This is a genomic window from Rhabdothermincola salaria (genome assembly GCF_021246445.1).
GTDB lineage: Bacteria > Actinomycetota > Acidimicrobiia > Acidimicrobiales > Acidimicrobilacustridaceae > Rhabdothermincola_A > Rhabdothermincola_A salaria.
In genome coordinates, this window is sequence record NZ_JAJQXW010000004.1 from 60,271 (window position 1) to 73,339 (window position 13,069).

The window sequence follows — 13,069 nt, forward strand, 5'->3', positions numbered from 1 at the left end:
CTCGTGCCATTAGCGCACCTTTCTGATCTGGTCGGTGGCGACGTAGCGGAAGCCCCGCATGCCGCCTGGATCCTTCGTGCCGCCGTACACGGCCACCCAGGGGTCGCCCGTGTCCTTGCGTTCCACGTGGGCCATGAAGTGGTAGTGGCCACCTCGTTCGCCCTTGATCTTCACGTCGTCGCCCCTCGTGTAGATGACTAGGTGAGGCCGACGTCGCTCGTGGCGTGCTGGAGGAGGACTCGGCGCAATTCGAGGCGGACGAGCTCGTCGATCCCGACCTGGTCGAGCTGGGTTCGGCTATGGGAGCGCGAACTCGACTCCGGATGGTTCGGGCACGCCGAGGAGCTTGGCCAGCTTCTCCCGCGCTGAGCTCGACGGCGTGCCCACGGCCGTCTCCCAGATCGACACCGTCGCCTGGTCGACCCCCAGCCCATCGGCGACTGCCTGCTGAGTGAGGCCTCGCTCGAGACGAGCGGACCGGATGGCCGCGGCGTACTCGGGCGATGGTGAGGGCCGCTTCGCTCGGCCGGTGAACTCCTTCTCGTTGGACCGGATCGTCCACTGATCAGGGGCTGTGCGCATCAGGAGCGGCGAGAACTGCGTGAGCTGGGAAGCGGCTGCTTTAGACATCCCGGCGCTGAGGAAGGCCTCGCAGAGATCACGGTAGGTACACCAGCCGCCTCGCAGCCGAATGGTCTCAATGGCGGTTCGCTCAGATTTCGAGAGCAGCTCCATGGGCTCAGCGGTCGCTGAGGTCACGAGGCCATCGGCCAGTTCAAACCGTGGGTGGTCGTCGAAGAATCGCTCGAGGACCGGAGTCGGCGGAAGCGGATCGAGTCGACGTTGGCCCACGACCCTGGTGAGGCCTCGCTCTATGGATTCGACCTTCATGGGTCCGCATGCGCCAAGGAGCTTGCGGGTGAAGTTGACGAGAGTCGACTTCGTATCACTTGCAGTGGGGTCCCAAAACCAGTCCGCGTCGAGCCAGCGTACGGACCCGAGCGAGTCGAGCACCGATCGCAAGTCGTCGACGTCCACAGCGCTGTCCCCGAGGTCAGTCAGCGATGCGAGCGCGAGCGGAGCCGGGGTGCGGCTTCGCCGGCGGACCAGCTCCAAGAGCTCGGCGTGGGCCCTTGCTTCGTCGACGGACGCGCCGACGACCCCATCAACGACCACTGGCAAGTCGACGAACTCGCAGATCTCACACGCGATCAGAAGGCCTTCGATCGACACGTTCGTGAATCCGGCGTGAGCGAGAGTCTGCAGCATGATCGGTTCGGTGCTCGGGCACCGTTCCCAAATCACTTCCAGAGCCTGCTCCAGGAGGGGTACGGGACCGGGACATGCCTTCAGAGCGTCCCGGACCGCGTTCTCCTTGAGCCGCGCGCTCTCCCGGGTCTTCTCCACGAGCCGGCCAGCCTCTTCGAGGGTGAGGCGCGTCGCAGTGTTCCAGCCGAGCCGGCCAAGCACCGGCTCGAGCCATCCTTCCTCGGCCGTGCGCGGTCGGGCAGCAACGATCCACGCCGCCAGCGCTTCGTCGAGAGCTTCTGGCTCAGAGAGCTCACCGGGTGCACCTTCCGCTGGCTCGGTCGTCTCAGACGTCCTCGATGACGGGCGGCGACCGGTCTCCTCGTCGGCGGCGTCGTCGATGACGCCTTGCGGGGCGACACGTGCGGCGCAGGCCACCATGAGTTGGGCAATCGAGGTGGTCTTTGGTAGCTGGCGTCCTTCCTCCCACCCCCGAATCGAGGTGACCGAGACGCCAGCGGCCACTGCGAGGTCATCGCGCGTGTAGCCAACAGCACGGCGGAGGGATCGGATCGCGATCCCGATCCGACGGGCCTGCACGGTGGGGTCGCCCCCGGCAGGGTCGACCGAGAACGGCATGAGGACGGTCGGTCCGGCGGATGGCACAGTTGACTCCACGTTCGTTGGGGACAGGCTTGACAGTGGTGGCAGGACCATAACCTCAGGCTGACTTCCCGAGCCGTCGGCCTGCGCTCGCGAGATGTCGCGGGTTAGACGTGGTTCGTTGGTCCTTCTGAAGCGGCCGGCGCACAGCCTCCTGCATGAGGGGCCCCATGGTGGGTCGAGTCGCACACCATGTCAGACGACCTTCCAGTTCCGGCAGAACCAATCTGCTCCGGTGCCGTCACATCTCGAGCTCCTCCTCGTCATCAGGGCAGCTACCGCCGATCCGGTAGCCGACGCACCGGCGCTTGCGGCCGCGTCTCCGTCGTCGGTGCCCGCCAGGCGGGTACCGCATCCCACGAGAGGTTCCCGATGACCGTTCGCTCCCCCAGCCCCACCCGACCACCACGGACCGTCGATGCGGCCGAATGGCACCGACGCCCGGGCGAGGTGTGTGACTGGCTCGTCGTGTGCGGTGACCTGCACCATGATCCGGACAGCGCCGAGGCACAGCTCACCGCATGGGATCGCCTCGGTGTCACCCGCATCGTCGACGTCCGCAGCGAGTACAGCGACGAAGACCTCGTGGCGAGACTCGCCCCCCACCTCGCCTACCACCACCTCGGGACGCACGACGACGGGACCGGTCAGCCCGACGAATGGTGGCAGGCAGGGCTCGACGTGCTGACCCAACGGACTCACGGCGACCGGCTGCTGGTCCACTGCCACATGGGGGTCAACCGGGGGCCCAGCATGGCCTTCCGCCTGATGCTCGCCGACGGGTGGGGTGTGGCCGCGGCACTCGACGCCATCCGAACGGCGCGACCGATCGCTGCGGTGCTCTACGCCGATTCGGCGTTGGCTCACCACGCCCGGTCGACCGGCATGGCGACCAGCGAGGTCCGCTCGGCCGTCGCGGAGCTCCTCGACTGGCAGGACCGGAACCCGGTGGACGTGGCGGGAGTAATCAGCCGCATTCGTCGGGCCAGCTGACGACCGCACGGGATGGCCCGATCGCCCCACAGGACGCTGGCTTCGGGTCCCTGTCGCCCCTGTGCGCGTCACATCTCACGCCTAGCTCCGTTGCCCTCGGTGTCGGCCCGTCCGCCACCGAAGGGAGCCGCTGATGGGGACAACGCACGAACCCTGCACCACGTCGATCCAGACGACCGTCTCGCAACGGCGCGCGCAGCGGCGCCGTCGAGAAGCCAGCCAGGCACGTGAGCACTACGCCGGTGAGCTGCACGCCATCGCCGTCAGACGCCTCGCAGCCCGCAACGTCAGAGGTGACGACGCCCTCGACGTCGCCCAACGGATCGCTCTCGGATTCGCCGTCGATCCGGCGGGCGTCATGGGCGCCTATCCCCAGCCCGGCGCCTTCGTGGCCGTGTCGCTCGCCCAACGCCTGATCGATCACCGCAAGACCGACAGCCGCCAGCGTGGCCAGGGCTGGTCCCGACGTCGCAGCGACGGCTCCCACAGCTCCAGCCGCCAGGTGGTCGCCATCGTGGTGGCCGATCCGGAGACCGGCGAAGAACGGGAGCGTCTCGAGGGTCGCCAGGTCCACGACGCCGTGGTGGCCGCCGCCCGGGCCGAGGATGCTCTGTTCGATCGTCTGGACCTCGACCCGGTCATGGACGGGATGCCCGCCGAGGACCGATGGGCTCTGTTCCAGGTCGACGTCGTGGGCCGGGCAACCGGGGAGGTGGCCGCCGAGCTCGGTCACCGCCGGGAGTGGCTGAGCCGTCGGCTCACTGCCGTGCGCCGACGGCTCGCCGCAGACCTGACCGCCGCCGGGTACGTCAGCGCCGCCTGACCCTGGAGGCTCGGCGCGCACAGCATCGGCGGCACGTGTCGTTCATCACCCATGAACGAGAACCCGAACCCCAACAGTGCTCCGATCCCCGAGGGAGAGGACACTCCGCACGTCCATCTCTACGTGCTGGTCGATCGGTCCGGATCGATGTCGACCATGGTCCGCGACGTGATCGGCGGGTTCAACCGGCTGCTCGCCGAGCAACAGGCGGAAGGCCCCGACGCCCGCATGACCCTCGTGATGTTCGACAGCCAGGACCCCGAGGAGGTCGTCGCCGACGCCGTGCCGATCAGCGAGGTCGTCCCCCTCGACGAGCGCACCTTCGCCCCCCGGGGCGGGACACCGCTGCTCGACGCCACCGGGCGCATCCTCGTGCGGGCCGCCGTGCACGCCGAGCACCTGCGCGTGACCGGTCAGCCCGCCGAGCGGATCGTGGTGGTGACCATCACCGATGGCGAGGAAAACCAGTCTCGCGAGTACTCACTCGACACCGTGCGCCGTCTCGTCGCCCAGCGCATGGAGGACGGGTGGACCTTCGCCTTCCTCGGTGCCGGCCTGGATGCCTACGGCGAGGCGGGCAGCATCGGCTACGACCCCCGGTCGGTGCAGTCCTTCGCGGCAGACGGGGCCGGTGCGGCCGCCGCCTTCGACTCCATGTCGAAGTCGACCAGCGCCCTGCGACGCAAGAACCGGGCCAAGCAGGCCATCGACAGCGGCGACTTCTTCGACGGCAAGAAGCACGCTGAGCTCGACCGCCTGCAACGCGAGCGCCGTCGCCGTCCCTCGTGACGGCCGGCGGTCGTGGGTGGCGGGTGCGGCGGCCCGCCACCCACTCACTCTCCGAGGACACCGGTTCATGACCAGGCTGAAGACCGCCGGCGTAGACGACGAACGGCAGTCGGCACCTGACCTACTGTGCGTCACGTGGCGGCAGGACTCCTCGGGTGGTGATCGGTGGATGACAGGCGTCAGACGCTGACGGAAGCGACGGACGAACCCTTCAGCATCCAGCTCGAGCGTTGGTTCGCGTCCCCCGAGGCACTGGCCACGGCGAAGCGTCTCCTGCGGGGAGCGCAGGGCCCCATCCGTGCCGAGGATGTCGTCCAGGATGCCTTTCTGAAGGTCGCCATACTGCGCAGGGAGGGCCGTATCGACGACGAGGCCCTGGCCGGCCGCCGCGTTGCCAGCTACGGCTGCACGGTGATGAAGCGCCTGATCGCCGACGTGTTCCGGGGGCGCCGCAAGCCGGACGTGGAGCTCGACGAGCGAATGGGCCTCGCCCCACCAGACGGCGACGATGAGATCCCGTCGGAAGGGGACACTCCCACGCTGGATGCCCTGCGGACCATCGTGGAGACGAGGGGACACGAGGCATGGGCCACGTCGGGGGCGCTCACGTGCCTGACGCTGGCCGCCTATCCGGCGTGCGACACCGGGGGTGCTCCCCTACCGCAGGGCGGCGCTCGACCGGACCAGGCCCGGCTGTGGCCGTGCCTGTGGTTCGCTGGGCAACGCGACGGGATCTTCCCCGACGCTGATGGTGGATCTGCCGCGCAACGCCAACGGCTGTCGCGCCGAGCACGCCGGATCACCACACTGGTCGACGAGGCGACGGCCCTTCACTTCGCGAGCAGCGGGACATGAGCGACCCCGTCTACCCCCAAGACCTCGTGGTCCACGTCGACCCCGATGGCAGCCGCGAGCTCGTCTCGTTCGTGCCCGGCCCGGCTGGTCACGCCGAGCTCCACGTCGACGACGGCATCGACGTGTACGTCGACTACGCCGACCCGGTGCAGCTGTCGTCGATCGCCGTCGACGGTGACAGCGCTGCTGGGTTGCTGAGCCATCTCATCGGCGACGACCGAGCCGTCGAAGCACTCGAGACGGACGACGACACCCGACCCCGGCGGTTGGTCGGCGAGAGCCCCTCGATGGGCCAGCAATCCGACCCTCGTTTCGGCACGAACCGCGCACGCGATGCGTTTCGCCCAGGAGACGCCCAGATCATGGGCCGCCTCGCGTTCCTCGAGGCGCTCAGCACCGACGAGGACCTTCCACCTCTGGTCCGCGCCACTGCAGCGCTGGAGGCGGCGTACGAGGCCGAGGAGCGCCCAGAGCTCACTCCATCCGTCGTTGCGGGGAGGCGGGCCCGTATCACCGAAGCGGCCGAACTCCTCGACCAGGTGCAAGCGGACATCGCCTGGGTGGCGAACGGGAAGCCGAAGCTTGCCAGTCGGTTGGCCTCACTGTGCTTCGGCGCCCTCAACGATGCGCCCGGACTCCGCGAGGTCGCCGACACCCTCACCGGTGGGAGGACTCGGTCCGCAGACCGCATCGCAGCGCCCGCCGCGGCGCGGGCCATGTCGATGGCGTTCTGGGAACCGGCGGTGCGCGCAGCGACCCTCACCGACGGCGGTCTTCTGCGAGTTCGCACGGTGGGGCCGACCGACGACCTCTGGATGCGTGTGACGGCCCGGGGCTCCCAGGTGCTGATCGCTCTCGTCCCCGTCCTCAAGGCGGACCGCGGCGGCACGGCGGAGGCGGTCGTTCCCCACGACCTTCGCCTCGACGACCTCGAGCTGACGCTCACCGTCGACCCGCTCCCGCTGCCCGCATCGTCGCTCGACCGGGCGATGCGCGCTGTGCGCCTTGGACAGAAGGCGGTCCTCCTGCGTTCCTCGGACCCGGCTGCCGCACGGGAGCTGTGGGAGGACTGTGCGGCGATGTGGGAGGACCTGGGAGACCCGACCCGAGCTGCCCAGGCCCGGCAGTACGCAGAACACGGGATCCCGCAACGCCCTGCCACGCTCGCCGAAGAAATCGCCAGGGCCCTGCGCCGACGCTGAGACGTTCCGACAGGTCCCCGGAGCTTCGAGGTTCGGGGGCCGCTCAGTGGGCGGCGTCGGCGTGCTCGACGAAGCTGCACAGCGTCGACAGCAGGCGCATCTCGTCGACACTGCGGGCGCGGCTGTCGAGCAGTTCCTTCGTGCACACGAGGTAGGCGAGGCACCGGGCCCGGCTCACCGCCACGTTGAGCCGGTTCCGCGAGAACAAGAAGTCCGGTCCGCGTGACGCGTCGTCGGACGATGAGCTCGTCATCGTGAAGAACACCACTGCGGCTTCGCGGCCCTGGAACTTGTCCACCGTTCCGACCGGCACATTCCGGGTGTGCGTGTCACGATCGAGGCGCTGCCTGATCAGGTTCACCTGGTTGTTGTACGGGGCGACCACCATGACGTCCCCGACGCTCAGCGGGGCCTCGGTCCCGTGCTGGTTGACCCACGGCGTGCCGAGGAGACGGCTGATCTCGGAGGCCACGAGCTCGGCTTCTTCGGGTGCTTCGTTGCTGCGGTCGCTGTGGTGGGCTTCCATCCACCGCAGACCCGTGCCGGCGCTCGTCCTCTGACCCCAGCAGCTCGGGTGGCTGGTGAGACGTCCTTCGTAGATCTCGTCGGAGATGAACGAGCACACGTCGGGGTGCATGCGGCGGCTCTCGGCCAGGAAGATGCCCCGATCGGCGGGCACCGTCACGTCCTCACCGAGGACGTGTTCGAGCACGCTGGCTCCTCCGCCGCCGGGATGGGAGGCCTTCTCCACCTGGGCGAGCTGCAACGGGTCACCCAGCAGGACCATGCTCTTCGCGGCTCTGGACGCGGCGAGGGCGTCGGCGAGGGCGAGCTGCCCGGCCTCGTCGACGATCAACACGTCGACCGGGGCGTCACGCATGCAGTCGTTGGCGAAGAGCCAGGTGGTGCCCGCAACGAGGTTGTATCCAGGCTCGGCGCAGGGTGGGTTGAGATCCTCATACGCCACCCCGGACACGTTCTCCGGGCGTTTGGCCGGCTGGCGCTTGATCGCATTCAGCTGGCCCGAGAGTCCATTCTCGGCGAAGAGTGCCACCGAGGCTTCGAGGAGGTTGTCGATGGCGTGGTGGCTCATGGCGGTGATCCCGACCCTCCTGCCGGCCAGGATCAGATCGCGGACGATGTGCGCACCGCGATACGTCTTGCCGGTACCGGGCGGACCCTGGATGGTCAGGTAGCTGTGGTCGAGGTCACGAACCCAGTCGGCCATCTCGTCGAGGTCGTCGCTGAACCGCCCACCCGCGGGGCCACCTCCCGGGACGAACGCCGGTAGGTCTCGACGGAGTAGGGCCATGGACACTTCGTTCGGAGCGCCGCCGGTCGGATCGAGAACCTGCGCCGCCAGCGCGGAGAGCGCCTGAGACTTTGGGGTCTGGCGAGCCGAGTCGTCGATCACCACCAACGATGGGACGACGCCCGCCTCCTGAGACTTCTCGTTCCACACGAGGTCGAGAACGCGATCGCCAAGATCGAACTGCCTGACTCTTGCACCCGCCAATTGCCCATCCCCGACGGCGTAGACGACCCCGTCATCTCTCGACGGGAATCCATCAGTGGACTGGGCTGGGAAGCGGAACCTCATCGCGGGCCACTTCTGCCTGCCCGACGGCGCTTGAAGCCCGACCGGTTCGAGACCGGCAAGAGCGTCGGAGGCGTCGAGCTCGTCCGCTGCCTCGCCAGCACACCGGGCGGCCATCTGGGCACGGTGCGCGAAGAACTCCCGGCGCCAGTAGCCGCGTACGTCTCCGAGCAGGTACTCGGGGGTGCCGGCTCCGAAGGCGTGGAGGCGGCTTACCTGCTCATCGAGCTCGGGCAAGTCGTCGGGCGGCTCGAGATATGCCGAGCGCCACTCCATACCGGGGGGCCGCTGCTCGATCAGCCAGTCGCGCAGCGCTCGGGTGGCGCGGACGTCGTCCTCGTTGTACGCCGCGATGCGTTCCAGGATGCCGGCGTCGAGAGTCTTGGTGTACTCCTCATACTCGACGACAGCGCCCGCTCCCTGGTCGATGTCGTGACCGCGCCGAAACGCGGCCAGCCGCTCGAGATCCTTGAGCCCGTAGGACTCCACGCCGACCTGCACCGCATTGTGCGCGACCGTGAAGAGGTCGACGAAGAGCCCGGTCTCCACGAGCTCGGCCAGCTCGATCTCGGCGACACCGTGGGATGCGGTGAGCCGTTCGAGCTGCGAGCGTTCGGTGTGGTTGTAGTGGTAGACGTGCATCCCGGGGTGTTCGGCTCGCCGCTCGGCCAGGTATCCGACGAGAGCGCGAACCGCCTCCGCCTCCTCGTCCAGGTCGTGTGCCCAGTAGGTGCGGTACTGCCAGCCACCGTCGCCGCCGGCCTCGAGAAATCCGAAAAGGAAGAACAGCCCGCCGTCGGCCCGCCAGAACGGGTGACCCTCGAAGTCGAGGAAGACGTCGCCGTCATCGGGTTCGGGAAGCGACTCGAAGCCACGACCCCAGGCCGGCTCGTCCGAGGCCTCGATCATGCGATACGGCGGCGGCGCGTCGGAACTCAAGCGGGCCTCGACCTGAAGAGCGGCTTGCTGGACGGCTCGTCGGAGGCGTTCCTCTCGCACCCCGTCGACCGGCGCCTCGTTGGCGGCGAGCGCAGCGAGCGTTGCGATCCCGCCCGCCTCCAGAACGCGGCGGTCAGTACTGCGCAGATCGGCCACGTAGATCAGCGAATCGTCGTTCCGCCACTGGGCTTCGCAGCGTTCCGCGAACTCGCAGAACTGGCAGTGGCTGCATCGCTCGGGGACCGTCTCGGCCCCAGTCGGGTCGGCGTCGAGGGCCGCGGCGAGCTGGGCCTTCAGGCGGTTCCAGTAGGGCCGGAAGTCTTTGGCGACGAGTGGCTCGACCTGACCGGAGCCGAGCCAGAGATGCAGATGGCGGGGGGCGTGCCCCGTGATGGCCTCCAGCGCATCGGCGTAGAAGCAGAGCTGCAGCACATGACCGGGCTTGGCCTCCTGACGGGCCAGCTTGGCGTCGACCGGCTCATAGACCACCGTCCCGGTCGTGGCGTCTTCGGTGCGGACGAGGAAGTCGGCCACGCCTCGCACCCCGTCGTGAACCAGCGGCATCTGGTAGATCACGTCGTAGCCCTCGTCGAAGGGGCTGCCCACCCGGGTGACCCATGCAGCAAAGGTCTCCCTGGGCTGTCGAGGCGGAATCTCGAGGATCGACAGACCCTGTCGTCGGTACTCGTCGAGACAGTCCGCTTCGTGTTGCAGACCCTTGTCGGCCAGGAGTCGGGCGAAGGAGCCGAACGGGCGGTGCGCCGGCGCTGCCCCCGACTTCAGATCCTCGTGGGTCAGCGTCAGGTAGTGGGCGCAGTCCAGCCACGCCGTGATCCTCGTCGGGGTGAGCAGCCGGTCAGTCAGCGGGGTCTTCTCCAGTGGTGGGTGTCAGCACTCGACGGGTCGCCGACGGTGGGCAGTGGACGACGGCCATGGCCGAGCTGGCGGTCGGCGACGCAGAAAGCGAAGGCGTCAGGCAGTCGGGGCAGGTCAAGGCGGGCGTTCGCTCAGCGGGTCACGTCGGGAAGACCGAGACGAGGATCATCTCGGCCTCGACCAAGGTCTCTTCGGCCTCTCGCACCCGAGCAATCGCGTCCTCGATCATGCGGCGCTGTATGGGTCGGTCTCCTGGCGCCGTCTCGGCTCGGTCGAAGTCCGCATCGATGGTTCCCAGTCGATCCTCGAGGGCGGCAGCGAAAGCGCCTGTGCATTCCGATGCTCCGGCCATGTGTGCGCCGATCAGCGAGGGGCGGTCGATGTAGTGGTCCTGGATGTACTCCCACGGGCCCCAATCAGGGGTGGGTTGACCCCATTCGACAACTACCGCTGTGGTCATGTCATCGACCACGGTGGCCAATTCGGTGGAGTTGGGTGCCTCGGGGGCCTCGAGCACAGCGACTTCCCATCGAGACGAGCTCACGCGAATCACCTCGAGCCAGGTGCGCCAACCTGATCGGCCAAAGAGGGCGGCGTCGAACCTTGCCCTGTTCTGGGTGAACTCGCCATCCCTCCACAGGGTCGGGTCGGGCGCAATCGATTCCCACGAGGAGATCTCATCCCCGTCGCGCAGCCTCGACACCACTGGGTCGAAGAAGTACTCCCGCAGCACTTCCAGATGTTGGTTGTCGGACGATCCGGTCGTCATAGCCGTCTCCTCGAGCCAGAGCACATGGTTGTCCAGATTCCGGGCCGTGTCGCCGAAGCTGGCGAGGCGGCTAGCAGGTCGTCGGCGGCATCAGCCGGCGGAATTTCGCAAAGGTCTCTCACGCGACGCTCTCGACCGTGTGAACAGGTCATGCGGCAGCCAGCGCGGCGATGGTGTTGCGGTGCAGTCCGACGAGGTCGTCGGTATCGAGACGGGCGCCTTCGTAGCCGCCGGCCAGGACGGCGGCGATGGGCAGTCCGTTGGCGACGGCCCAGTCGGCGACGAGGGCGTCTCGTTCGGCCAGCGTGGCGGTGGTCAGGCCCCGCAGGCCACCGGTCGGGCAGTCCTCGTGGGGGTCGACGCCAGCGTTGTACAACACGATGTCGGGACGGGGACCGTGTTCCAGCCAGGTGAGCCCGAGTCTGACGGTGGCCAGGTACTCCCCCGCGTCGCCCACCAGCATCGGCGTGGCCTGCGACGTCGGCGCATAGGAGTCGAACGCCGAGGTCGACACGTCGAGCTGGCGGACCGAGTCGAGTTCGCCGACGATGGACTGGGTGCCACCCCCGAAGTGGGCGTCGAGGTCGATCACCACAACCTCGAGGCCGCGTTGAGCGGACAGCACTGCGGCCAGCGCCAGACCGTTGACTGTGCAGAATCCGCTGCCCCGTTCGGCCCGAGCGTGGTGGAGCCCGGCTGCCAGCCCGAATCCGCGCCCATCGTCGAGCGCCGTACCGAGGCTGCTCATGACTGCCCCGGTGGAGGCGAGCACAGCCGGGTACAGCTCCTCTGACCAGTCCAGCCCGTTCGACTCCGCGAGATCTGAAGGGTCGCCGGTGCGCACCGCCTCGATGTAGGCGTGGTCGTGCATCTCGGTCACCAGTGACTCCTCAGCGGGTTCAGCGACGCTGACCGTGACGCCCGGGATCGGCTCGTTGGCCAGGGACTGGGCGATGAGCGCCGGCTTGCGAGTCGTTTCGTACTCTGCAGGGGCATTCTCGGCGTGGGCGGGGGCGTGGACGTGGATCGCGGGCTCCTCGGGTCGGCGGACACTGGACCTCCGCACCTGTCGACTCCGGTCGGAGGTCTGACGCGCGGCTGGTCCAGGGGTTCAACGCCGAGGTCTGGGAGATGTGACAGGCCCCTCTGGATCAGGCGCCGGGCCGGTCCGCGGAGCCAGCTAGTTCCTCGTCCAGCCGGATCATGAGTGTCCTGTCCGACCCACCCACCACCCTCTTCCCTCAGCGAGCCGCGGCTTCCTTGGCCGACCCTCAGAGATTGCGTTCGAGGAACGACAGAGTCGTCTCACAGGGCGCGTAGCCGCTCTGAGCGGCGTGGTCGCAGATCTCCGCCGCTTGCGCGACCAGGGCCTCCAACTCGTCGACATCGCCGTCGCCCCTGCGGACCATCCGCCCAGCGACCTGCCCGAACAACGTCAGTGACGAGAGGAGCTTCAGGTCATCAGGAGTCCCCAAGAGACTCCGGAGTTCCTGTCCTTCTCCCACCGTCCTCTTCCACACAGCTCGGGTGATGGTCCGGTAGTTCGGACCGAGTATCGGGTGGAGCAGAAAGGCCTCGGCTTCCGCTGGCGAGCGGATGGCGTAGCTGCGGGCGGTGTGGCTAGAGCCGAGGCCGTCGACCTGGGGGAAGACGAACCACATCCAGTGACCGGTCTTCCTTCCGCCTTCGATCTCTGCCAGTGCACCGGCGAACGTTCTGCGGTGCTCGTCGACGAAACGGCTCAGATCCTTCGAGCTGGTCATCCGTTCAGAATCCTCTCTTCGTCGCAGTGTCTGCCACGCCGATTCTGGACGTCATCATCGGCGCCCCGGTCACCGGCCGACACTCACCGAACCCCGCTCTGATGGTCGGCATCTCGTTGATGTCGGAATCTCGCCGGCTGCGACGTGGAATCAGAACGTGAACCATTCGTAGCGAGGGTCGTCAGGGTCGTCCACCAGCTCGAGGGCATGCCGGCGAGCGCTGTGGGTGTCGTCGCCGTAGCGAGCTCGCCAGAGCCTGGCCTCCTCGATCTCGTCGGCATACGTCGTGCGGGTGCGCAGGTAGACCTGCTCGGGGGCGTCGATCTCGGCCAGCCGAGCATGGTCCCTCTGGATCGAGTCACGAAACTCCCTGTAGAAGGCCCACTCGACGGTGAACGGCGGGTAGGCCAGGAGCTGGCTGAGCTCGGTGTGGTGCTTGACGACGGCCTGCTGGAACTCCGCTGGGTCCGTCATGGTCCCTGTCTCCACTTCTCTGCACCGGCGGCACTGACCAGATTCTTGGGGGTCAGGGTAGGAGATGCCGTTTGATCA

The 13,069-nt window shown here is 68.0% G+C and carries 12 protein-coding genes; 5 read left to right on the plus strand and 7 right to left on the minus strand.

Annotation, left to right across the window (positions count from 1 at the left end; translation table 11 throughout):
- Positions 1-9: 9 nt before the first annotated feature.
- Together LUW87_RS15595 and LUW87_RS15600 are read right to left on the minus strand one after the other, a co-directional pair.
- Positions 10-174 carry a DUF7246 family protein gene (locus LUW87_RS15595; protein WP_232672131.1) on the minus strand — a complete coding sequence of 55 codons (165 nt, stop codon included), beginning with the start codon at positions 172-174 and terminating at the stop codon, positions 10-12.
- Between the two features lie 123 nt (positions 175-297).
- Positions 298-1,887 carry a helix-turn-helix transcriptional regulator gene (locus LUW87_RS15600; protein ID WP_232672132.1) on the minus strand — a complete coding sequence of 530 codons (1,590 nt, stop codon included), beginning with the start codon at positions 1,885-1,887 and terminating at the stop codon, positions 298-300.
- 396 nt (positions 1,888-2,283) lie between these two features.
- On the opposite strand from LUW87_RS15600, the gene LUW87_RS15605 reads away from it, so the two are divergent.
- The 5 genes from LUW87_RS15605 to LUW87_RS15625 all read left to right on the plus strand — a co-directional run bounded on the left by LUW87_RS15605 (position 2,284) and on the right by LUW87_RS15625 (position 6,573).
- A complete protein-coding gene (locus LUW87_RS15605) occupies positions 2,284-2,904 on the plus strand; it encodes a protein-tyrosine phosphatase family protein (protein ID WP_232672133.1) in 621 nt (206 codons plus the stop codon).
- Between the two features lie 133 nt (positions 2,905-3,037).
- The gene (locus tag LUW87_RS15610; RefSeq protein WP_232672134.1) at positions 3,038-3,727 is read left to right on the plus strand and encodes a hypothetical protein; all 690 of its coding nucleotides are present in this window, start codon (positions 3,038-3,040) and stop codon (positions 3,725-3,727) included.
- Between the two features lie 51 nt (positions 3,728-3,778).
- Positions 3,779-4,516 (plus strand): vWA domain-containing protein, encoded by a 738-nt coding sequence (locus LUW87_RS15615; RefSeq protein WP_232672135.1) that lies wholly within the window; start codon positions 3,779-3,781, stop codon positions 4,514-4,516.
- Between the two features lie 165 nt (positions 4,517-4,681).
- Positions 4,682-5,371 carry an RNA polymerase sigma factor gene (locus LUW87_RS15620; RefSeq protein WP_232672136.1) on the plus strand — a complete coding sequence of 230 codons (690 nt, stop codon included), beginning with the start codon at positions 4,682-4,684 and terminating at the stop codon, positions 5,369-5,371.
- Positions 5,372-5,493: 122 nt separating this feature from the next.
- Entirely contained in the window at positions 5,494-6,573 is a 1,080-nt protein-coding gene (locus LUW87_RS15625; RefSeq protein ID WP_232672137.1) for a hypothetical protein, read from the plus strand.
- A 43-nt stretch (positions 6,574-6,616) separates the two neighbouring features.
- Here the strand turns inward: LUW87_RS15625 and LUW87_RS15630 are convergent, their stop codons facing one another.
- The 5 genes from LUW87_RS15630 to LUW87_RS15650 form a co-directional block, all read right to left on the minus strand.
- On the minus strand, positions 6,617-9,988 hold the full coding sequence (locus tag LUW87_RS15630) for a TM0106 family RecB-like putative nuclease (RefSeq protein ID WP_346742581.1): 3,372 nt from the start codon (positions 9,986-9,988) through the stop codon (positions 6,617-6,619).
- A gap of 136 nt (positions 9,989-10,124) precedes the next feature.
- The gene (locus LUW87_RS15635; RefSeq protein WP_232672138.1) at positions 10,125-10,754 is read right to left on the minus strand and encodes a hypothetical protein; all 630 of its coding nucleotides are present in this window, start codon (positions 10,752-10,754) and stop codon (positions 10,125-10,127) included.
- Positions 10,755-10,902: 148 nt separating this feature from the next.
- A complete protein-coding gene (locus LUW87_RS15640; protein ID WP_346742578.1) occupies positions 10,903-11,820 on the minus strand; it encodes an arginase family protein in 918 nt (305 codons plus the stop codon).
- Positions 11,821-12,025: 205 nt separating this feature from the next.
- Positions 12,026-12,517, minus strand: a complete 492-nt coding sequence (locus tag LUW87_RS15645; protein WP_232672139.1) for a DUF1810 domain-containing protein — start codon at positions 12,515-12,517, stop codon at positions 12,026-12,028.
- A 150-nt stretch (positions 12,518-12,667) separates the two neighbouring features.
- On the minus strand, positions 12,668-12,991 hold the full coding sequence (locus LUW87_RS15650) for a hypothetical protein (RefSeq protein WP_232672140.1): 324 nt from the start codon (positions 12,989-12,991) through the stop codon (positions 12,668-12,670).
- Positions 12,992-13,069: the final 78 nt, after the last annotated feature.

Coding starts and splice junctions, on each gene's coding strand:
- LUW87_RS15600 (WP_232672132.1), bottom strand. CDS start 1,887: ATGCCGTTCTCGGTCGACCCTGCCGGGGGCGACCCCACCGTGCAGGCC.
- LUW87_RS15605 (WP_232672133.1), top strand. CDS start 2,284: ATGACCGTTCGCTCCCCCAGCCCCACCCGACCACCACGGACCGTCGAT.
- LUW87_RS15610 (WP_232672134.1), top strand. CDS start 3,038: ATGGGGACAACGCACGAACCCTGCACCACGTCGATCCAGACGACCGTC.
- LUW87_RS15615 (WP_232672135.1), top strand. CDS start 3,779: ATGAACGAGAACCCGAACCCCAACAGTGCTCCGATCCCCGAGGGAGAG.
- LUW87_RS15635 (WP_232672138.1), bottom strand. CDS start 10,754: ATGACGACCGGATCGTCCGACAACCAACATCTGGAAGTGCTGCGGGAG.
- LUW87_RS15645 (WP_232672139.1), bottom strand. CDS start 12,517: ATGACCAGCTCGAAGGATCTGAGCCGTTTCGTCGACGAGCACCGCAGA.
- LUW87_RS15650 (WP_232672140.1), bottom strand. CDS start 12,991: ATGACGGACCCAGCGGAGTTCCAGCAGGCCGTCGTCAAGCACCACACC.